At 64.5% G+C, this 19,792-nt stretch carries 17 protein-coding genes; 9 read left to right on the plus strand and 8 right to left on the minus strand.

Annotation, left to right across the window (positions count from 1 at the left end; translation table 11 throughout):
* Positions 1-220: 220 nt before the first annotated feature.
* The gene (locus PVZ72_RS08885) at positions 221-2,410 is read left to right on the plus strand and encodes a FimV/HubP family polar landmark protein (RefSeq protein ID WP_273861726.1); all 2,190 of its coding nucleotides are present in this window, start codon (positions 221-223) and stop codon (positions 2,408-2,410) included.
* On the opposite strand, the gene PVZ72_RS08890 is transcribed toward PVZ72_RS08885, so the two are convergent.
* Complete coding sequence (locus tag PVZ72_RS08890) at positions 2,411-4,609, minus strand: patatin-like phospholipase family protein (RefSeq protein ID WP_273861727.1); 2,199 nt, start codon at positions 4,607-4,609, stop codon at positions 2,411-2,413. It abuts the gene before it with no gap.
* A 71-nt stretch (positions 4,610-4,680) separates the two neighbouring features.
* Here PVZ72_RS08890 and PVZ72_RS08895 point away from each other — a divergent pair, with 71 nt between their 5' ends.
* Entirely contained in the window at positions 4,681-5,001 is a 321-nt protein-coding gene (locus tag PVZ72_RS08895) for a SelT/SelW/SelH family protein (RefSeq protein WP_133859228.1), read from the plus strand.
* Between the two features lie 2 nt (positions 5,002-5,003).
* On the opposite strand, the gene cspD is transcribed toward PVZ72_RS08895, so the two are convergent.
* Entirely contained in the window at positions 5,004-5,279 is a 276-nt protein-coding gene (cspD, locus tag PVZ72_RS08900) for a cold shock domain-containing protein CspD (RefSeq protein WP_133859227.1), read from the minus strand.
* 221 nt (positions 5,280-5,500) lie between these two features.
* On the opposite strand from cspD, the gene clpS reads away from it, so the two are divergent.
* On the plus strand, positions 5,501-5,857 hold the full coding sequence (gene clpS / locus PVZ72_RS08905) for an ATP-dependent Clp protease adapter ClpS (RefSeq protein ID WP_007162298.1): 357 nt from the start codon (positions 5,501-5,503) through the stop codon (positions 5,855-5,857).
* 48 nt (positions 5,858-5,905) lie between these two features.
* Positions 5,906-8,176, plus strand: coding sequence for an ATP-dependent Clp protease ATP-binding subunit ClpA (clpA, locus tag PVZ72_RS08910; RefSeq protein ID WP_273861728.1), 2,271 nt, complete (start codon positions 5,906-5,908; stop codon positions 8,174-8,176).
* A 71-nt stretch (positions 8,177-8,247) separates the two neighbouring features.
* Here clpA and infA read toward each other — a convergent pair whose 3' ends face one another.
* The 3 genes from infA to aat form a co-directional block, all read right to left on the minus strand.
* Positions 8,248-8,466 (minus strand): translation initiation factor IF-1, encoded by a 219-nt coding sequence (infA, locus tag PVZ72_RS08915; RefSeq protein ID WP_002553999.1) that lies wholly within the window; start codon positions 8,464-8,466, stop codon positions 8,248-8,250.
* A gap of 94 nt (positions 8,467-8,560) precedes the next feature.
* On the minus strand, positions 8,561-9,268 hold the full coding sequence (locus PVZ72_RS08920; protein ID WP_133859225.1) for an arginyltransferase: 708 nt from the start codon (positions 9,266-9,268) through the stop codon (positions 8,561-8,563).
* Positions 9,269-9,303: 35 nt separating this feature from the next.
* On the minus strand, positions 9,304-9,993 hold the full coding sequence (gene aat, locus PVZ72_RS08925) for a leucyl/phenylalanyl-tRNA--protein transferase (protein ID WP_273861729.1): 690 nt from the start codon (positions 9,991-9,993) through the stop codon (positions 9,304-9,306).
* A 256-nt stretch (positions 9,994-10,249) separates the two neighbouring features.
* On the opposite strand from aat, the gene PVZ72_RS08930 reads away from it, so the two are divergent.
* Genes PVZ72_RS08930 through cysG form a run of 5 tightly spaced genes read left to right on the plus strand, consistent with a single transcriptional unit; the run spans position 10,250 to position 17,428 of the window.
* Entirely contained in the window at positions 10,250-12,733 is a 2,484-nt protein-coding gene (locus tag PVZ72_RS08930; protein ID WP_273861730.1) for a DNA translocase FtsK, read from the plus strand.
* A 17-nt stretch (positions 12,734-12,750) separates the two neighbouring features.
* Entirely contained in the window at positions 12,751-13,371 is a 621-nt protein-coding gene (gene lolA / locus PVZ72_RS08935) for an outer membrane lipoprotein chaperone LolA (RefSeq protein ID WP_187979145.1), read from the plus strand.
* Between the two features lie 9 nt (positions 13,372-13,380).
* Positions 13,381-14,709, plus strand: a complete 1,329-nt coding sequence (locus PVZ72_RS08940) for a replication-associated recombination protein A (protein ID WP_187979146.1) — start codon at positions 13,381-13,383, stop codon at positions 14,707-14,709.
* 47 nt (positions 14,710-14,756) lie between these two features.
* The gene (gene serS, locus PVZ72_RS08945; protein WP_187979147.1) at positions 14,757-16,034 is read left to right on the plus strand and encodes a serine--tRNA ligase; all 1,278 of its coding nucleotides are present in this window, start codon (positions 14,757-14,759) and stop codon (positions 16,032-16,034) included.
* Positions 16,034-17,428, plus strand: coding sequence for a siroheme synthase CysG (gene cysG, locus PVZ72_RS08950; protein WP_273861731.1), 1,395 nt, complete (start codon positions 16,034-16,036; stop codon positions 17,426-17,428). Before serS ends, cysG begins: the two co-directional genes overlap by 1 nt.
* Positions 17,429-17,430: 2 nt before the next feature.
* Here cysG and PVZ72_RS08955 read toward each other — a convergent pair whose 3' ends face one another.
* From PVZ72_RS08955 to PVZ72_RS08965, 3 genes are all read right to left on the minus strand, one after another.
* A complete protein-coding gene (locus PVZ72_RS08955) occupies positions 17,431-18,432 on the minus strand; it encodes a glutathione S-transferase family protein (RefSeq protein ID WP_273861732.1) in 1,002 nt (333 codons plus the stop codon).
* Between the two features lie 65 nt (positions 18,433-18,497).
* Positions 18,498-19,481, minus strand: a complete 984-nt coding sequence (locus PVZ72_RS08960; protein ID WP_273861733.1) for a glycosyl transferase family protein — start codon at positions 19,479-19,481, stop codon at positions 18,498-18,500.
* Positions 19,478-19,792: a TusE/DsrC/DsvC family sulfur relay protein gene (locus PVZ72_RS08965; RefSeq protein WP_133859216.1), complete on the minus strand. Its 315-nt coding sequence runs from the start codon at positions 19,790-19,792 to the stop codon at positions 19,478-19,480. The genes PVZ72_RS08960 and PVZ72_RS08965 overlap by 4 nt, the downstream gene beginning before the upstream one ends.

Genomic DNA, 19,792 nt, shown 5'->3' on the forward strand with positions numbered 1-19,792 from the left:
TCGCCCGGGTGCCTCTGCCCAGCCACGGGGTCGGATCTGGCCGGAGCGTCTGGCATCGCTACTGGCGCCAGACGCCACCCCCCGGCCGCTTTATTGCGTGCGGGGCCATTGGTTTGCCGTCTGTCGGTATCGATGCTACGTTCCAGCGTAGCGGAGGCGATTTTTGTGAGCCACCGCGCTAAAACACCGGTTTCCTCGAATACCTGACGCAGCGGTATCCATGGTCGCGAAACGCCGTCCCCTTGCCTTTGTTCTTCTGTCGGCCGCCGCGCTGACCCCTCTTCCTCAAGCGGCGTTCGCGCTCGGCCTGGGGGGCATCACCCTGCAGTCTTCGCTCAACGAACCTCTGCGTGCGCGGATCGAGCTGGTCAATATCGGCGATGCCGGTGCCGAGGACTTCCGCATCCATCTGGCGGCGAACGAGGCCTTCGCCCAGGCCGGCGTGGATCGCACCCAGTTCCTCGACGATCTGAAGTTCACCCCACACCTGCGCACGGCGGCGGGCAGCTATGTCGAGGTGACCTCGCGCCGCTCCCTGGTCGAGCCCTATCTGGGTTTCATCGTTCAACTGGAACAGCCGGGCGGCAAACAGCTGCGCGAGTTCACCCTGCTGGTGGATCCGCCGCGCAGTGGTGGCGCACCCACCAGCGTTGCCAGTACCGTCCCGGCGGCGCCCGCTCGCGCCGCCGCCCCGGCCGCCGATCCGGTGGTCCGCCAAACCGTATCTGCACCGCGCCAGGGGCTGACGCCTTCGCCAGACCTGGCCGCCGGGGAGGGCGTCTATCAGACGCGTCCCAGGGACACCCTCTGGAGCATCGCCAAGCGCCTGGGGCCAATGGCCAATCGATCGGCCGAGCAGCTCATGGCCGATCTGTTCGCCCTCAATCCGGCGTCCTTCGCCAACAATGATCCCGGACGGCTCAAGGCTGGCCAGCGCCTGCGCCTGCCCGTGGGTGTCAGCGAACCTGCGCCGCGACAGCCGGTAGCGGCCAAGACCACGCCGCCCGCGCCCAGCCCGGTACCCGCCGCACCGGTCGCCACGGCGCCCGTCCTGGCACCGGCACCTGCTGCGCCAGCGCCTGCCGCAGCACCTGTCGCTGCGCCGGCACCGGCACCGGAATCAGTGGCGCCGCCAGTAGTGGCGCCGCAGCCGGCTGGAAGCTCTGCGGAAGCCACCAAGCCCCTGCTGGTGACGCAGGATCTCGGGCGTCAGGTCGGCGATCTGGAAGGTCAGCTGACTCAGCTGCAGGAGCGTTACGACGCACTGCTGGCCCAGAAAGAGGTGATGATCGAGCAGCTCCAGCAGGACCGTGAAGGTCTGCAGCAGCAATTGAAGCAGGCGCGTTCGGTGGCCCTGTCCACGCCGACGCCCGCCCCCGCGCCGCCGTCACCGGAAAGCCCTGCCGCTCAGGCGGCGCCCGTCGCCTCCAGTCCTGCCGCGGGCAGTACCGACGAAGGTCTGTTGTCACTGCGCTCGCTGTTGTTAGCGGGTGGCGCGGCCCTGCTGGCTTTGGCCGGTGTGCTCTGGTGGCGCCGGCGGAAGGCGGAAGACGTCGTCTTCGACGACGCGGATGACGTCGAACGTGTCGAAATGGTCGAGCCCTTGCCCGAGCCTGTGCTGGCCGCTACCCAGCCGGTGGTTGCCAAGTCCAGGGCCAAGCCCGCAGCTGTCGCCGCCAGCCCGGCGCCGGTCGACGATCATGCCGGTCGTGCGGAGATCTACATCGCCTATGGCCGCTACGGCCAGGCGCGGGAAGTGCTGGAAAGCGGCCTGGCCGAAGATGATCGGCGGCAGGATCTGCGGCTGCTGCTGCTCCGGGTGCTGGCCACCCTGGGCGAGGCTCCGGCATTCAGGGAGCACGAGCAGCGTTTTCTGGCGCTGGGAGGCGTGGCGGCGAGTCTGGCGGTGCTGCACGCCCAGTTTCCCGGGATGTCCGCCGATCCGGTGGAGCCCCTGCTGGAGGACGATCTGGATCTCGACCTGCCGGCCTTCGATGCGCCGGCCAGTGAATGGTCGGCGGAATTGCAGTTTGCCGAGCCGGCGGTACCTGCGCCGGTGACCGAAGAGCACTACGATCTGGATCTGGCGGATCTGAGTCTCGATGAGGCCATCGCCCTGACCGAAGAGCTGGACGCCGATTCCGGGTGGAAGCAGGTCGATGCCCTGGAAGTCTCCCTGGAAGACGACTTCCCTGAAGGCCTGGGCGAGTTGCCGGCGGTCATGGAGCTGGACCTGAGTCTCGACGAGCACTTCATGGCCGATGCCATTGCCCGGCGGTTTGCCGAGGCCGAGGCCTGTCTCGATCAGGGCGACGTCCAGCACGCCACCTCGCTGCTGCAGGAAATCGTCAGCGAAGGCAGCGACAGCCAGCGCGAGCGGGCCGAGATCCTGCTCTCGCGCATCGCCTGATCAGAAGCTATTGCCCAGGTTGATGTAGAAGGCATGTTCGCCCTGGTCGCTCAGGCCATAGGTGAACCTGAGTGGTCCCAGCGGCGTGTCCAGTCCGAGGAACAGGCTGGCCGCGCTGATGTTGCCGCTGTCGTAGTCGTCATCCCGATTCCAGATGCGTCCCTGTTCCAGGCTGCCGCCCAGATAGACCGGGGTGTCCAGCGGGAACAGCGAGCGCTGCGTAAGCTGGTGGTAGTAGATCAGCCGCGCCAGGCCGTAGTTCTGGCCGGACAGGGCATCCTGCCGATAGCCCGAGAGCTGCCAGGCACCTCCCAGCAGGAAGCTGCTGGTTACCACGTTGGTGTCGCTGTCCGTCGACAGGGTGCGCCCCAGGCCGCCCCCCAGCACGAAGGTGTTGTAGCCATAGCTGAGCGCCTTGTTCAGGTGCAGGTCCAGCTGCCGGTAGCGCGAATCCGAGCCCAGGCTCGGATCGAACTGCTTGAGCGTCAATGCCAGGTCCTGGCCCTCCCGCGGGAAGTTCACGTCGTCCAGGTCGTCCAACGAATAGCGCAACTCGTAGAAGCCTTCGGTGAAGGATTCCTCCGGCGTGTCGCGCGGTCCGACATGCACCTTGGTACTGCCCCAGTCATGGCCGATACCCAGGCGCACCTCGGCCTTGTTGCCGATCTGCCGACCCACGTTGAGGCCGAAGCCATAGCGCTCGCGGCGGTATTCGGCGATGGGGTCGTTCCGCTCCAGTTGCTCGATGTTGCGGGCCTCGCCGCCGACGTAGGGTGCGATGAAGTAGCGTGAGCCCACATCCAGGGGTTGGTAGAACTCGCTGTAGAGCTCCTGGTGATCACCGATCTGCATTCGGGTCAGCCATTCGCCGCCCAGGCGGTTGAGCCCATTGATGCGATAGCTGGCGCCGAAGTTGAAAGCGCTGTCGCCCCGCAGGTCGTCAGACAGATTCAGGCCCAGCCGCAGGAAGTCCGTACCGCTGCGCTTGCCGCGGGCATAGATCACCAGCACGTTGTCGCCAGGGCCGTCCCGGCGGATGCGGTATTCCACCTGGTCGAAATAATCCAGCCCGTAGAGGGTGCTCATGTCGTCCTGCAGCCGCTCGACATTGAGGGGTTCGCCCAGGCGCTGGCGGATGTAGTGACGAATGACCTCGTCTTCGACCTTGGAGTCGTTCTCGATGCGGATGGCGTCGATGACCGGAGTGCGGCTGCTGGGCGCGCGAGCCGCTGCCACGGCCGTGGAACGCTCGCTTTTCGCGTCCTTGCGCAACACCGCCAGTTCGCTCGCCATGGCCATGGTCGCCCGATAGCCGGCATCGATCAGCGCCCTGACCTCGCTGAAGTCGGCGCTGGTGTAGCTGGCCAATGGCGGCTGGATCAGCAGGTCCTGCTTGCCCAGAGTCGCCAGCTGCGCCTGGGAATTGTTGCGCGTCATCAGGGTGGTGGACTGATTGAGCACGTCCAGCACCGTGGTCAGGTCCCGGCGCTTGAGCAGGGGAGTGCCGATGTCGACCACCACTACCCGCTGCGCGCCCATGTCCCGCGCCACGTCGATGGGGATGTTGTCGACCATGCCGCCATCCACCAGCAGCCGACCGTCGATTTCCACCGGCGCGAATACCGCCGGAATCGACATGCTGGCGCGGATCGCTCGGGGCAGATGACCATGATCGAAGACCACCTTCTCGCCGGTGGTGATGTCCGTGGCCACGGCGCGGAAGGGGATGGCCAATTGGTTGAAGTCCCGGGTATCGCTGGTATGCACGAACAGCTTTTCCAGCATCATCCCCAGGTTCTGGCCCTGGATCACCCCGATGGGCAGGCCCAGGGTGCCGTCGTCACGAAAGCTGAGCTTCTGCTTGACCAGGAAGTCCCGGTCATCCTGCTTGCGCCGGAAGGGCACGTCCTTGCGTGGCGGCTGGTCGGACAGTACCTGGCCCCAGTCCATGTCCAGCGCGATGCGTTCCAGTTCCTCGGCGCTGTAGCCGGCGGCATAGAGGCCGCCGATTACCGCACCCATGCTGGTGCCGGCAATGGCGTCGACCTGGATGCCCTGTTCTTCCAGCGCCTTCAGCACGCCGATATGCGCCAGTCCCCGGGCGGCACCGCCAGACAGCACCAGGCCGACCTTCGGCGGCGGAGCACTCCAGGCCAGGGCGGACAGGAGAAGGCAGGCTACCAGCAGCAACAGGCGCATAGGACGGACCACGTGGCGGATGGAATCGGGGGCTGCGTATTATAGGGAGCCCAGGCCTTGCGAGGTGTACCGTGGCGGACGCCAGACCTATCATCACCATCCACTACTGCACCCAGTGCCAATGGCTGCTGCGCTCGGGCTGGTTGGCCCAGGAGCTGCTCAGCACCTTCGGTACCGATCTGGGTGGAGTGACGTTGCTACCGGGAACCGGTGGCGTGTTCGAGGTCGCCTGTGGCGGAGAGGTGCTCTGGGAGCGGAAGAGGGATGGCGGCTTTCCCGATGCCAGAGCGCTGAAGAATCGGGTCAGGAACCTGCTGTTTCCGGAGCGCGACCTGGGGCACAGCGAAGGTCAGCGGCGCGAAGGGGGAGATGGCGCCCCCGAAGGGGCGTGAGATCAGGCTTCCGTACTGACCGTATCCCGCACATCGAGGGTATTGGTGGCCGGCGCTGCGGCGGGTGCGCTCACTTCGGCCGCGCGAATCTCGACCGCGTGCAGGCCCTTGGGGCCCTGCACGATATTGAAGTTGACCGCCTGGCCCGCCTTCAGCGTGCGGTAACCGTCCATCTGGATGGCCGAGTAATGAGCGAATAGGTCTTCATCACTGTTATCTGCAACGATGAAGCCATATCCTTTGGCGTTATTGAACCATTTGACCTTGCCACTGAGCATACCGGCTCCCTCTGCAAAGGACTCCAAGCCTGGAGTATCATTCGACTACAGTTCCAGTGAATCCACACAGACGCCACTACAACGGAACCCTTGGTACCTCGTCGGTACAGGATGTTTGTAACACCCTTTCAGCCTTAGTCAAGGCAAGGCACTAGGCGGCTGAGACGTGGATCAAGCTCTTTTTTTCCTGCTATTCATCCCGTAATTCGGAATCGATCAGAATGCGTGTAATCGACCCCATCCGACTGGCGGCGGACGACAACGAACATCAGGACGGCGACAACGGCGGCCTGGCGGTGCAGGAGGCAAAACCTGCACTAAAACGGCCAGCCAGATATCGAGTTCTGATGTATAACGATGACTACACCCCGATGGAGTTCGTCGTCGAGGTGCTGGAGCGCTACTTCAGCATGAACCGCGAAGCGGCTACCCAGGTGATGCTTACTGTGCATACTCAGGGAAAGGCAGTCTGCGGAACATTTACTCGCGATGTCGCTGAAACCAAGGCCATGCAAGTCAATCAATATGCCAGGGAGTGCAACCACCCGCTGCTGTGTGAAATCGAAATCGAAAGTTAGATCTGTGCTGCTTGGGCTACTGTGCTGCTTGGGCTATGAGGTGAAGCTATGTTGAATCGTGAGCTCGAAGTCACCCTGAATCTCGCCTTCAAGGAGGCGAGGACGAAGCGTCATGAATTCATGACCGTTGAGCACCTCCTGCTGGCGCTGCTGGATAATGAAGCGGCGGCCACCGTGTTGAGAGCCTGCGGCGCCAACATCGATCGTCTGCGACGCGATCTGTTGGAATTCATAGATTCCACCACACCCCTGATCCCACAGCAGGACGACGAGCGCGAAACCCAGCCGACGCTGGGTTTTCAGCGTGTCCTTCAGCGTGCGGTCTTCCACGTGCAGAGCTCGGGCAAGCGCGAAGTGACCGGGGCCAACGTCCTGGTCGCCATCTTCAGCGAGCAGGAAAGCCAGGCGGTGTTCCTGCTCAAGCAGCAGAGCGTGGCGCGGATCGACGTGGTCAATTTCATCGCACATGGCATCTCCAAGGTGCCAGGGGCAGCACCCGAAGCCGAGCAGGATCAGGACGCTGCCGAGGAGGAGGGTGCCGAACCCAGCTCCTCCAACAATCCGCTGGAAGCCTATGCCAGCAACCTCAACGAGCAGGCTCGCCAGGGCCGTATCGATCCGCTGGTGGGTCGTGAGTCGGAAGTCGAGCGCGTAGCCCAGATCCTTGCCCGGCGCCGCAAGAACAACCCGCTGCTGGTGGGCGAGGCTGGCGTCGGCAAGACCGCCATCGCCGAAGGTCTGGCCAAGCGCATCGTCGACGGTCAGGTCCCTGATCTGCTGGCCGACAGCGTGGTTTATTCGCTCGATCTCGGCGCGCTACTGGCCGGGACCAAGTATCGCGGCGATTTCGAAAAGAGATTCAAGGCTCTGCTGGCGGAGCTGAAGAAGCGGCCCCATGCCGTGCTCTTCATCGACGAGATCCATACCATCATCGGTGCCGGCGCGGCCTCGGGTGGGGTGATGGATGCCTCCAACCTGCTCAAGCCGCTGCTGTCCTCCGGTGAGATTCGCTGCATCGGCTCCACCACCTTCCAGGAATTCCGCGGCATCTTCGAAAAGGATCGGGCACTGGCTCGGCGCTTCCAGAAGGTCGATGTCGTCGAGCCTTCGGTAGATGATACCTACGGCATCCTGCGCGGCCTCAAGGGGCGCTTCGAGCAGCATCACCACATCGAGTACACCGACGAGGCGCTGCGTGCAGCAGCCGAGCTCGCTGCGCGCTACATCAACGACCGGCACATGCCCGACAAGGCCATCGACGTCATCGACGAAGCCGGTGCCTACCAGCGCCTGCAGCCCGAAGACCGTCGTGCCGAGCGGATCGACGTGCAGCAGGTCGAGGACATCGTCGCCAAGATTGCGCGGATTCCCCCGAAGACCGTCAACAGTTCCGACAAGGAGCTGCTGCGCAACCTGGAGCGCGACCTCAAGCTGACCGTCTTTGGTCAGGACCTGGCCATCGAATCCCTGTCCACCGCCATCAAGCTGTCCCGTGCGGGGCTGAAATCACCGGACAAGCCGGTTGGTTCCTTCCTCTTCGCCGGCCCTACCGGCGTGGGCAAGACCGAGGTTGCCCGGCAGCTGGCCAAGGCCATGGGTGTCGAGCTGGTGCGCTTCGACATGTCCGAGTACATGGAGCGGCATACCGTGTCGCGCCTGATCGGTGCGCCTCCCGGCTATGTCGGTTTCGACCAGGGTGGTCTGCTGACCGAAGCCATCACCAAGACGCCGCACTGCGTGCTGCTGCTTGACGAGATCGAGAAGGCCCACCCCGAGGTCTTCAACCTGCTGCTGCAGGTCATGGACCACGGCACCCTGACGGATAACAATGGTCGCAAGGCCGACTTCCGCAACGTGATCCTGATCCTGACCACCAACGCCGGTGCCGAGACCGCTTCCCGTGCCTCCATCGGTTTCACGCTGCAGGATCACACCACGGATGCCATGGAAGTCATCAAGAAGAGCTTCACGCCCGAGTTCCGCAACCGTCTGGATACCATCATCCAGTTCGGCCGCCTGAGCGCGGAAGTCATCAAGAGCATCGTCGACAAGTTCCTCACCGAACTCCAGGCGCAGCTCGAGGACAAGCGTGTCCAGCTCGAAGTCACAGATGCCGCCCGCAGTTGGCTGGCGGAGCGTGGCTACGATGTGCAGATGGGTGCTCGTCCCATGGCGCGCCTTATCCAGGACAAGATCAAGCGGCCGCTGGCCGAGCAGATCCTGTTCGGGGACCTGGCCGACCACGGCGGTATCGTCCACATCGACGCGGTGAACGACGAGCTGGAATTCGAGTTCGAGACCACCGCCGAACCTGCCTGAGGGCAGGTCGCGATTTACAATCGCTCATGAAAAAGCCCGGCATAGCCGGGCTTTTTCATGAAAGGATTCGCTTAACGCGCGCGGTAAGTGATCCGGCCCTTGCTCAGATCGTAAGGCGTCAGCTCCACGCGAACCTTGTCGCCGGTCAGGATGCGGATGTAGTTCTTACGCATCTTTCCGGAGATGTGCGCGGTGACGACGTGCCCATTTTCCAACTCCACGCGAAACATGGTGTTGGGAAGGGTGTCGACGACAGTACCTTCCATTTCGAAGCTGTCTTCTTTCGACATATATAGAAAAGCCCTCGGTGACAAGATAGGCCCAGAGCAGTCCGGGCGAAAAAGGCCCATATTCTGACAGAAATTCAGAAAAAGCGCTATTTCGTCAGGCCAGGGCAACCCAGCGCTGATTGACGAAGAGCTCAATGGGGCGATACTCGGTCTTATAGGACATCTTGCGACACCCTTTGATCCAGTAGCCGAGATAAACCGCATCGAGACCGAGGCGGCGGGTTTCGGCGACCTGCCAGAGGATGCCGAATACACCCAGGCTGCGCTTCTCTTCGCTAGGGTCGTAGAAGGTGTAGACCGCCGACATGCCGTTGGGCAGCACATCGGTCACCGCGATGCCGATCAGGCGGTCTTCCACCCGCATCTCGTAGAAGAAGGCGTAGGGCAGGTGGCTGACCAGGAAGGTGGAGAACTGGCCGCGGCTCGGCGGGAACATGTCGCCGTCGGCGTGGCGTTCGCTGATATAGCGGGCGTAGAGCTGATAGCGCTCTTCGGTAAAACCCGGGTCGCAGCGCGTGACCCTGATGTCGAGATTGCGCTTGAGTACGCGCGTCTGCTTGCGGCTGGGGCGAAAGCGAGCGACGGGGATGCGGGCGGGAACGCAGGCTTTGCAGAGCTGGCAGTGGGGGCGGTAGAGGTGATCGCCGCTGCGGCGGAAGCCCAGTTCGGACAACTCGGCGTAGATCTGACCGTTCATGGGCTGCGAGGGGTCGAGAAACAGCGTGGTCGCCTGCTCGTTGGACAGGTAACTGCAAGCGTGAGGCTGGGTTGCGTAAAACTTGAGTCTCGCCAGCTCGGTCATGTCGAATCTCTACATAAGCCTGGCTTGAGTGTAAGTCACCCGTGGAAGGTAGGCCAGGCGGCCATGCTGGCCTGATCCAGGTATTTGGCCAGGTATTCGGCAAAGCGTTCCCGGGAGAGACTGCTCGCGCCGAGACTCTCCAGGTGCGCGGTTTGCATCTGGCAGTCGATCATCACGAAGCCCCAGGCGGCCAGGTCCCGTACCAGGGTCACGAAGCCGATCTTGGAAGCGTTGTCAGCGTGGCTGAACATGGACTCGCCAAAGAACAGCTTGCCCATGGCGATGCCGTAGAGACCGCCGACAAGCTGGTCGCCGTCCCAGACTTCCACGGAATGAGCCCAGCCCTGGGCGTGCAGTTCCTGGTAGGCCTGGCGCATCTCCACGGTGATCCAGGTGCCGTCGGCATCGCGTCGCGGACCGGCGCAGGCCTGGATCACCCTGGCGAAGGCCTGATCGTAGGTGACGCGCAGCGGCGTCTTGCGCAGCGTCTTCGCCAGGCTGCGGGAGACGTGCAGGTCCGGCGGGAACAGCACCGTGCGGGGATCCGGCGACCACCAGAGCAAGGGCTGGCCGGCCTGGTACCAGGGAAAGCAGCCGTGACGATAGGCGCCGATCAGGCGTGCCGCGCTCAGGTCGCCGCCGATGGCCAGGAGGCCGTTGGGTTCGCGCAGCGCCTGCTGCAGGGGCGGGAAGTCAGGGCTTTCGCGGGTCAGCCATTTCACCATGGTAGGGGAGGGCGCCTTCTGATGGGTGGAGCCGAAGGGGTGCGGCTTGTGCGTAACAAGCTCAAGAAATCGTCATAACTCTTTGTCAGGACAACGAAAGAATGCTCCAATGTTGTGCCTGAAGGCGGTTCCGGTAAGGCCGTCCGCTATCGTGCCATGTTTCGCCGCGGGACTGTAGAAGCAGGGCCCGGGCGATCTAGAATGGCGCACTGTTTTTGATTCACGGTCACACGTTCCGTGTGCGGGAAAAGCGCGCTTGAAGCAATCCAGTTCTGTCAGCCACGTCAACCAATGGCGTGAGCATCTGCATTATCGTCTCAAGGAGGTGGTGCTCATCGCACTGGCCGCCTTGTGCCTGTATCTGCTCATGGCTCTGCTGAGCTACGACCCCTCCGATCCGGGCTGGACCCACACCAGCCGCATCGATCAGGTCCATAACACCGCGGGCCGCGCCGGCGCCTGGCTGGCCGACGTGCTGTTCATGGCGCTCGGCTATTTCGCCTTCGTGTTCCCCGTCCTGCTCGCCGTCAAGACCTGGCAGATCTTCCGCAAGCGGCACCTGCCCTGGGAGTGGAGCGGCTGGCTGTTTTCCTGGCGGCTGACCGGTCTCGTCCTGCTGGTGATCTCGGGTTCGGTACTGGCCTATATCCATTTCCATGCGGTCTCGGCGCTGCCGGCGTCCGCTGGCGGCGCGCTGGGCGAGAGCCTGGGGCAGCTGTCGGTCGCCGCCCTCAATGTCCAGGGCAGCACGCTGCTGTTCCTCGCGCTCTTCCTGCTGGGATTGACGGTCTTCACCGATCTGTCCTGGTTCAAGGTGATGGATTTCACCGGCAAGGTCGTACTCGACTTGCTGGACCTGGTGCAGGGTGGCTTCAGCCGCCTGGCCGGCGGTCGCCGTCAGGCTCCGGAACTGGACGTCTTCGACGAGCCGGTGTCGCCGCCGGTTGCGCGCAAGAGCAAGGCCCGCGAGGTACCGATTCCCGTCGCCGATGAAGACCTCGACGATCTGCTCGATGTCGCGCCGCCGCCACGGGTGGAGCGTGCTGCGCCGCGCATCGAGATGCCCGCGCCCAGTCGCTTTGTCGCCGAAGCACCCGAGTCCGCGCCTGTGGCTGCCGCGCCTGTCCCAGCGCCGGCCAGTGTCGCCATGCCCACGCCGCCGCCGCGCAAGGCGGCGCCTGTACCGGCTGCGGCGTCCTATTCGCCCGCGGCTGCCGTGGTCCGGGTCGATGCGGATCTGGAAGGTACGCTACCGCCGCTGTCGATCCTGGATCGCGCCGAGAAGAAGCAGCAGAGCTATTCGCCGGAATTCCTCGAGAACATGTCGCGCCTGCTCGAGGTCAAGCTCAAGGAGTTCGGCGTCGAGGTGATCGTGGAGAGCGTGCATCCCGGTCCGGTGATCACCCGCTTCGAGATTCAGCCGGCGGCCGGCGTCAAGGTCAGCCGCATTTCCAACCTGGCCAAGGACCTGGCGCGTTCGCTCGCCGTGTTCAGTGTCCGGGTGGTGGAAGTCATTCCTGGCAAGACCACCGTGGGTATCGAGATTCCCAACGAGGATCGCCAGATGGTGCGCTTCTCCGAGGTCCTCGAATCGCCCGAGTACGCGGCGGCCAAGTCGCCCGTCACCCTGGCCCTGGGTCATGACATTGGTGGCAAGCCGGTTATCACCGACCTGGCGAAGATGCCGCACCTGCTGGTGGCCGGTACCACGGGTTCCGGTAAGTCGGTGGGCGTGAACGCCATGCTCCTGTCGATCCTGTTCAAGTCGAGCCCGGAAGACGCTCGCCTGATCATGATCGATCCCAAGATGCTGGAGCTCTCGATCTACGAGGGCATTCCACACCTGCTGTGTCCGGTGGTCACCGACATGAAGGAGGCCGCCAACGCCCTGCGCTGGAGCGTGGCGGAGATGGAGCGGCGCTACAAGCTGATGGCGGCCATGGGCGTACGTAACCTGGCCGGCTTCAACCGCAAGGTGAAGGACGCCGAGGACGCGGGTACGCCGCTGACCGATCCGCTCTATCGTCGGGAGAGCATGGACGACGAGGCACCGCTGCTGAAGACGCTGCCGACCATCGTGGTGGTGGTGGACGAATTCGCCGACATGATGATGATCGTCGGCAAGAAGGTCGAAGAGCTGATCGCGCGGATCGCGCAGAAGGCGCGGGCGGCCGGCATCCACCTGATCCTGGCCACCCAGCGGCCCTCGGTGGACGTCATCACCGGTCTGATCAAGGCCAACATCCCGACGCGGATGGCCTTCCAGGTGTCGAGCAAGATCGACTCCCGGACCATTCTCGACCAGGGCGGCGCCGAACAGTTGCTCGGGCACGGTGACATGCTCTATCTGCCGCCGGGTACCGGCCTGCCGATCCGCGTCCATGGCGCCTTCGTGTCCGACGACGAGGTCCATCGCGTCGTCGAGGCCTGGAAGGAGCGCGGCGCCCCCGACTACATCGAAGACATCCTCAGCGGTCCGGACGAGGGCGGTGGTGCGGGCTTCGACGGCGGCAGCGGCGAGGGTGGCGACAGCGACGAGGACGATCCGCTCTATGACGAGGCCGTGCGCTTCGTCACCGAGAGTCGTCGGGCCTCGATCTCCGCGGTCCAGCGCAAGCTCAAGATCGGTTACAACCGGGCGGCACGGATGATCGAAACCATGGAAATGGCCGGTGTCGTATCGCCCATGAACACCAACGGCTCGCGCGAGGTCACAGCGCCTGCCCCGGTGAGAGACTGACATCCATGAGGACCTCGATGCACAAGCTGCGTTGCTTCGCCCTGGCCGCCCTGGCCGTAAGCTTTTCCGCCCATGCCGACCAGGCGTCGGTGGGTCGCCTGTCGCAACTGCTGGACAAGGCCCAGACCCTGACCGCGCGCTTTTCGCAGCTGACCCTGGATGGTTCGGGTACTCGCCTGCAGGAAACCGCCGGCAACATGAGCCTCAAGCGTCCCGGGTTGTTCCGCTGGCATTCCGATGCGCCCCAGGAGCAGCTGCTGGTGTCCGACGGCAAGCAGGTCTGGCTGTACGATCCGGACCTGGAACAGGTCACCATCCGCAAGCTGGACCTGCGCCTGACCCAGACGCCGGCGTTGCTCTTGTCGGGTGACATTTCCAAGATCGAAAGCAGCTTCGACGTCACCAGCAAGGATGCCGGCAACGTCGTCGACTTCGTGCTCAAGCCCAAGACCAAGGACACCCTGTTCGACAGCCTGCGGCTGTCGTTCCGCAACGGCGTGATCAACGACATGCAGTTGATCGACGGTGCCGGTCAGAGAACCAACATCCTTTTCTTCAACGTCAAGCTCAACGAGCCGGTGGCCGCGTCCCAGTTCACCTTCCAGGTGCCCAAGGGAGCCGACGTCATCCAGGAGTGATCGCACCCCATGGATCTCTTCAGCAGCGCACCCGTCGGGCAGCCCTTGGCTGCCCGCATGCGTCCCGCGAGCCTGGATGAATACGCGGGTCAGCAACACCTGCTGGCGCGGGGCAAACCCCTGCGCGAGGCGCTGGAGCAGGGCGCGCTGCATTCGATGATCTTCTGGGGGCCGCCAGGGGTGGGCAAGACCACCCTGGCGCGGCTGCTGGCCCAGGTTTCCGATGCCCATTTCGAAACGCTCTCGGCGGTGCTTTCCGGGGTCAAGGAGATCCGCCATGCGGTGGAGGTGGCCAAGCAGCAGGCCGCGCAGTATCGCCGCCGCACCATCCTCTTCGTCGACGAGGTGCATCGCTTCAACAAGTCGCAGCAGGATGCCTTCCTGCCCTATGTCGAAGACGGCACCCTGATCTTCATCGGGGCGACCACCGAGAATCCCTCCTTCGAGCTCAACAACGCGCTGCTCTCGCGGGCGCGGGTCTATGTGCTCAAGAGTCTGGACGACGAGGACCTCGGCGGCCTGGCACGCCGGGCTCTGACCAGTGCCAAGGGGCTGGGTGAGCGACGGCTGAGTCTGCCGGACGACGCCCTGGCGCTGCTGCTGGCCGCCGCCGACGGCGATGGCCGGCGGCTGCTCAATCTGCTGGAGAATGCCGCGGACCTGGCCGAGGACGGTGGCGTCCTGGACGCCGAACTGTTCCAGAGTCTGCTGGGCGATCAGCGCCGCCGCTTCGACAAGGGCGGCGAAGCCTTCTACGACCAGATCTCCGCGTTGCACAAGTCGGTGCGCGGCTCCAATCCCGATGGCGCCCTCTACTGGTTCGCCCGGATGATCGACGGCGGCTGCGATGCGCTGTACATCGCCCGGCGCGTGGTGCGGATGGCCAGCGAAGACATCGGCAACGCCGATCCGCGCGCCCTGAGCCTGTGCCTGGACGCCTGGGATGTCCAGGAGCGCCTGGGCAGTCCGGAAGGCGAGCTGGCCATCGCCCAGGCGATCGTCTATCTGGCCTGCGCGCCCAAGAGCAACGCCGTCTATATGGGCTACAAGGCCGCCCTGGCCGACGTGCGCCAGAACGGCTCGCGCGAGGTGCCACTGCACCTGCGCAATGCGCCGACCAAGCTGATGAAGAACCTCGGCTATGGCGACGAATACCGCTATGCCCACGATGAGCCCGAAGCCTATGCCGCGGGTGAGGACTACTTTCCCGAAGAACTCGAGCCGCGCCGCTACTATGAGCCGGTTCCCCGTGGGCTGGAGCTGAAGATCCGCGATAAACTGCAGCATCTGGCGGACCTTGACCGGTCCAGCCCGCGCCAGCGCCGACCGCGTTCCTGACGCCCCGCCCGCGCGGCTGCCCCCATTCCTAAGCAAGAGACACGGACATGCTTGATTCGAAACTGGTTCGCACCCAAACCGAGGAGGTGGCCGCACGTCTGGCGACCCGTGGCTACGTTCTCGACGTCAGCCTGGTGGAGTCGCTGGAAGCCCGCCGCAAGGCCGTGCAGACCCGCACCGAGACCCTGCAGGCCGAGCGTAATGCCCGCTCCAAGGGGATCGGCCAGGCCAAGGCGCGTGGCGAGGACATCGCGCCGCTGCTGGCCGAGGTCGATCGCATGGGCAGTGAACTGGAAGAAGCCAAGCGCGAGCTGGATCTGGTCCAGGGCGAACTGGATGCCTTGTTGCTGGGCCTGCCCAACCTGCCCGATGCCTCGGTGCCGGTCGGCAAGGACGAAGACGACAATGTCGAGGTCCGTCGCTGGGGCGCCCCGCGCGACTTCGATTTCGAGATCAAGGACCACGTTGCCCTGGGCGAGACCCACGGCTGGCTGGATTTCGAGACCGCTGCACGGTTCTCCGGCGCCCGCTTCGCCGTGATGCGCGGCCCCATTGCCCGCCTGCACCGAGCCCTGGCGCAGTTCATGCTCAACCTGCACACCGGTGAGCATGGCTACGAAGAGACCTATACCCCCTACCTGGTGCAGGCCGAGACCCTGCAGGGCACCGGTCAGCTGCCCAAGTTCGAGGAAGACCTGTTCAAGATCGGCCGCGAAGGCGAGAGCGATCTCTACCTGATCCCCACCGCCGAGGTGACCCTGACCAATCTGGTCGCCGGCCAGATCCTCGATGCCAAGCGCTTGCCGCTGAAGTTCACCGCCCATACCCCGTGCTTCCGCAGCGAAGCCGGGGCCTCGGGTCGCGACACCCGCGGCATGATTCGTCAGCACCAGTTCGACAAGGTGGAGATGGTCCATATCGTCGAGCCGAGCACCTCCTTCCAGGCCCTGGAAGAGCTGACCGGCCACGCCGAGACCGTGCTGCAACGGCTGGAGCTGCCCTACCGGGTGCTGTCGCTGTGCACCGGCGATATGGGGTTCGGCGCCACCAAGACCTACGACCTGGAAGTCTGGGTGCCGAGCCAGGGCAAGTATCGCGAGATCTCGTCCTGCTCCAACTGCGGTGACTTCCAGGCGCGCCGCATGCAGGCCCGCTACCGCAACGCCGAGGGCAAGCCCGAGCTGGTGCACACCCTCAACGGCTCCGGCCTGGCCGTGGGTCGTACGCTGGTCGCCGTGCTGGAGAACTATCAGCAGGCCGACGGCAGCATCCGCGTCCCCGAGGTGCTCAAGCCCTACATGGGTGGCCTCGAGGTCATCGGCTGATGGATTACCTGCCGCTCTTCCACAAGCTCGATGGTCGTCCGGTACTGGTGATCGGCGGGGGCGATATCGCCTTGCGCAAGAGCGTGCTGCTGGCCGAAGCCGGCGCACGCATCACCCTGGTGGCGCCGGAAATCGAGCCGGAGGTACGTGCCTTCGTCGAGGCGCGGGGCGGCAGTTGCCGGGTCGAGCGCTATGCGGCTGGCCATCTCGCCGGGCATTGCCTGGTGATTGCGGCCACCGACGATGACGAGATCAACGAGACCGTGTCCCACGACGCCCAGGCCCTGGGCCTGCCGGTCAACGTGGTGGATGCGCCCAAGCTGTGCACCGTGATCTTCCCGGCCATCGTCGATCGCTCGCCCCTGGTGATCGCCATTTCCAGCGGCGGTGACGCTCCGGTGCTGGCGCGCCTGGTGCGCGCCAAGCTGGAGAGCTGGATTCCAGCGACCTATGGCCAGCTGGCACAACTGGCCCAGCGCTTTCGCGCCCGGGTGAAGACCCGCTTCGCCGATCTGCAGGCGCGGCGGATCTTCTGGGAAGAGGTGTTCCAGGGCGAGGTCGCGGAAAAGGTTTTTTCCGGCCAGCCTCAGGCTGCCGAGCAACTGCTGGAAGCCAAGCTGAGCAGCGAAACGGCTACCTTTCGCGGCGAAGTCTATCTGGTCGGCGCCGGTCCCGGTGATCCGGACCTGCTGACCTTCCGCGCCCTGCGGCTGATGCAGCAGGCTGACGTGGTGCTCTACGATCGCCTGGTGGCGCCGACCATCCTCGACATGTGCCGCCGCGATGCCGATCGCATCTATGTCGGCAAGCGGCGCGCCGAGCATGCGGTGCCCCAGGACGATCTCAATCGCCTGCTGGTCAAGCTGGCCCGGGAGGGCAAGCGGGTGCTACGGCTGAAGGGAGGTGATCCCTTCATCTTCGGCCGCGGTGGCGAAGAAATCGAAGAACTGGCAGCCGAAGGCATTCCCTTCCAGGTGGTGCCGGGCATCACCGCGGCCAGTGGTTGTGCCGCCTATGCCGGCATTCCCCTGACCCACAGAGACCATGCCCAGTCGGTGCGCTTCGTTACCGGCCATCTCAAGGACGGCTCGGCCGATCTGCCCTGGACCGATCTCGTGGCGCCAGGGCAAACCCTGGTGTTCTACATGGGCCTGGTGGGGCTGCCGACCATCTGCGCGCAACTCACTGCCCATGGCAAGGATCCGGCAACGCCGGCGGCGCTGGTGCAACAGGGCACCACGCTCAATCAGCGGGTGTTCACCGGTACCCTGCAGGATCTGCCGCAACTGGTGGCCGAGCACGAGGTCCACGCGCCGACCCTGGTGATCGTCGGCGAGGTGGTCGCGCTACGCGAGAAGCTGGCCTGGTTCGAAGGCGACCAGGCGGCGGTCTGATCTCAGGCTGCGCCCTGGATGCCGGCACTGCTCAGGGCCTCGCGGCCATGGGGAAGGTCCAGCTCCAGGGCCGGCCCCTTGGGCACGATAGCGGTCGGGTTGATCTGCACATGACTGCCGTAGTAGTGGTGCTTGATGTGCTGGAAGTCCACGGTCTCGGCGATCCCCGGCCACTGATACAACTCTCGCAGCCATCCCTGTAGCGCCGGATAATCCCGAATGCGCCGCAGGTTGCACTTGAAGTGGCCGTGATAGACGGCGTCGAAGCGGATCAGGGTGGTGAACAGGCGCCAATCGGCTTCGGTCAGCCATTCGCCGGTGAGATAGCGCTGGGTCTGCAGCAGCTTTTCCAGGTCGTCCAGGGTGGCGAAGACCTCGTCGAAGGCCTCTTCGTAGGCCTCCTGGGTGGTGGCGAAACCGGCCCGGTAGACACCATTGTTGACCGTCGAATAAATACGGTCGTTGAGGGCATCGATGCGACTGCGCAGGGCCTGTGGGTACAGATCCAGGCGATTGCCGGTCAGGTCATCGAAGGCGCCATTGAACATGCGGATGATCTCGGCGGATTCGTTGCTGACGATGCGCTCTTCCTTACGATCCCAGAGCACCGGGACGGTAACCCGCCCGGTGTAGTCGGCCTGGTCGCGCTGATAGAGCTGGTAGAGGCGGTCGAGGTGATAGAGATCGTCACCACTGGCGCCACTGGCCAGGTCGAAGGTCCAGCCTTCCTCACGCATCAGCCAGCTGACCACCGAGACGCCGATCAGATCTCTGAGGCCCTTGAGCTGGCGATAGATCAGGGTGCGGTGCGCCCAGGGGCAGGCCAGGGACACATAGAGGTGGTAGCGACCGGCTTCCGGGGCATGGCGTGCGGCGCCTTGCGGAATGGCTTGCTCGGGGCAGGCGATCCAGTCGCGACGCTGGGCTTCTTCCCGTTTGAAATGGCCATCCTTGCCATTGTCATACCACTGGTCCTGCCACTGTCCATCGACCAACAAGCCCATATCGTCATCCTCCGCTGCGTTGCGGTTAGGAACCCGGGGAGCCGCTCCGGGTTCCTGAGGCGACGTCAGAGCGTGCGGTCGCGCGCTTCCCAGCGCCGCTCGGCTTCACGCTGGGCACTCGCCTGATCCTGACCCAGGGCGCGCAGGGCCACGGCCAGGGTGGCGATGACCGCCAGGCGCCCATATGGATCTTCCGCTTCGCCTCTCCAGGTGGCGGTCAGCAGCGCTGGATCGAGGCGCTCCGGCTTGACCTGGCGGCGCTCGGTCAGCGCCGGCCAGCTTTCGTCCCAGGCTTCGCCAGCACGGGTGCCATAGAGATGGGCGATGACATCGGGATTGCGCTCGACTTCACCGCCTTCGCCCTTGATGACGACGCTGTCGTCAGCCAGCAGGCGACTGGCCTCGCGATGCACCTCCTGGTAACCCGGGTGGAAGATGCTCTGCAGGATGCAGCGCGCCTGGCTGGGGTTGAGCAGCCGTACCAGGGAATGGATCGGCGAGCGCAGGCCGAGCTCGGCCTTGAGATCGATCATCCGCTGCAGGGCCGGCATCCAGGCGGCCAGCGGCAGGAAGGCCGGCTGATCGCGATCGAGCAGGGTGCCGACGCCCTGCCAGTCAGTGGCGGTCGGCATCCCCAGGTCGGCCAGGCACTGTTCGGTATAGAGTCGGCCCGCGGTGTGGGTACCGCCGCCATGCATGACCACCCGCACGCCGCTACCGGCCAGGCATTTCACCGCCAGCAGGTACCAGGGCAGATGACGCTTCTTGCCGGCGTAGGAGGGCCAGTCGAGGTCGACCGTGAAGCCTGGCGGCTGCAGCCGCGCGCGGACGGCGCGGGTGAAGCCCGCCAGCTCCTCGGCACTCTCTTCCTTGTGCCTGAGCAGCATGAGAAAGGCACCGAGCTGGGCATCGGTCACCCGGTCGTCGAGGATCAGGCCCATGGCAATTTCCGCCTCGGCCTCGGTCAGGCTGCGGGCGCCGCGCTTGCCCTTGCCCAAGGCCCGGACATAGACGGCGAAGGGATGTTCTTCGGGCGTGGTGAAGGTCATAGACAGTTATCCGGTTTCGGCAGGCCGGCCAGTTTGGCGCCGAGCTTGGCCGGCGCGCCCTTGAACAGCAGGTTGAGCTGCAGACTGGTGCCCAGTTCCGGACCCAGCGTCTGGGCAATGTACTTGATCAGCGGCCGATTGGCCGGCGAAAGCTGGAAGTGGGCGTAGAAGTCACGCAGCGCCTGCAGCACCTGCCAGTGGCGCTCGGTCAACTCGATGCCCTCCTTGAGTGCCAGTTGCTGGGCCACTTCCGGACTCCATTGCGAGAGGTCGCGCAGATAGCCTTCGGGGTCGAGGTCGAGAGGAGGCAT

This window comes from Pseudomonas sp. LA5 (genome assembly GCF_028640825.1).
Taxonomy (GTDB): domain Bacteria; phylum Pseudomonadota; class Gammaproteobacteria; order Pseudomonadales; family Pseudomonadaceae; genus Chryseomonas; species Chryseomonas aestiva.

Excerpts from the sequence above, each read along its gene's own strand:
- PVZ72_RS08885 (WP_273861726.1), top strand. The coding sequence starts at position 221 with ATGGTCGCGAAACGCCGTCCCCTTGCCTTTGTTCTTCTGTCGGCCGCC.
- PVZ72_RS08890 (WP_273861727.1), bottom strand. The coding sequence starts at position 4,609 with ATGCGCCTGTTGCTGCTGGTAGCCTGCCTTCTCCTGTCCGCCCTGGCC.
- cspD (WP_133859227.1), bottom strand. The coding sequence starts at position 5,279 with ATGCTCAGTGGCAAGGTCAAATGGTTCAATAACGCCAAAGGATATGGC.
- clpS (WP_007162298.1), top strand. The coding sequence starts at position 5,501 with ATGCGTGTAATCGACCCCATCCGACTGGCGGCGGACGACAACGAACAT.
- clpA (WP_273861728.1), top strand. The coding sequence starts at position 5,906 with ATGTTGAATCGTGAGCTCGAAGTCACCCTGAATCTCGCCTTCAAGGAG.
- infA (WP_002553999.1), bottom strand. The coding sequence starts at position 8,466 with ATGTCGAAAGAAGACAGCTTCGAAATGGAAGGTACTGTCGTCGACACC.
- PVZ72_RS08920 (WP_133859225.1), bottom strand. The coding sequence starts at position 9,268 with ATGACCGAGCTGGCGAGACTCAAGTTTTACGCAACCCAGCCTCACGCT.
- aat (WP_273861729.1), bottom strand. The coding sequence starts at position 9,993 with ATGGTGAAATGGCTGACCCGCGAAAGCCCTGACTTCCCGCCCCTGCAG.
- lolA (WP_187979145.1), top strand. The coding sequence starts at position 12,751 with ATGCACAAGCTGCGTTGCTTCGCCCTGGCCGCCCTGGCCGTAAGCTTT.
- PVZ72_RS08940 (WP_187979146.1), top strand. The coding sequence starts at position 13,381 with ATGGATCTCTTCAGCAGCGCACCCGTCGGGCAGCCCTTGGCTGCCCGC.
- serS (WP_187979147.1), top strand. The coding sequence starts at position 14,757 with ATGCTTGATTCGAAACTGGTTCGCACCCAAACCGAGGAGGTGGCCGCA.
- cysG (WP_273861731.1), top strand. The coding sequence starts at position 16,034 with ATGGATTACCTGCCGCTCTTCCACAAGCTCGATGGTCGTCCGGTACTG.
- PVZ72_RS08955 (WP_273861732.1), bottom strand. The coding sequence starts at position 18,432 with ATGGGCTTGTTGGTCGATGGACAGTGGCAGGACCAGTGGTATGACAAT.
- PVZ72_RS08960 (WP_273861733.1), bottom strand. The coding sequence starts at position 19,481 with ATGACCTTCACCACGCCCGAAGAACATCCCTTCGCCGTCTATGTCCGG.
- PVZ72_RS08965 (WP_133859216.1), bottom strand. The coding sequence starts at position 19,792 with ATGCCTCCTCTCGACCTCGACCCCGAAGGCTATCTGCGCGACCTCTCG.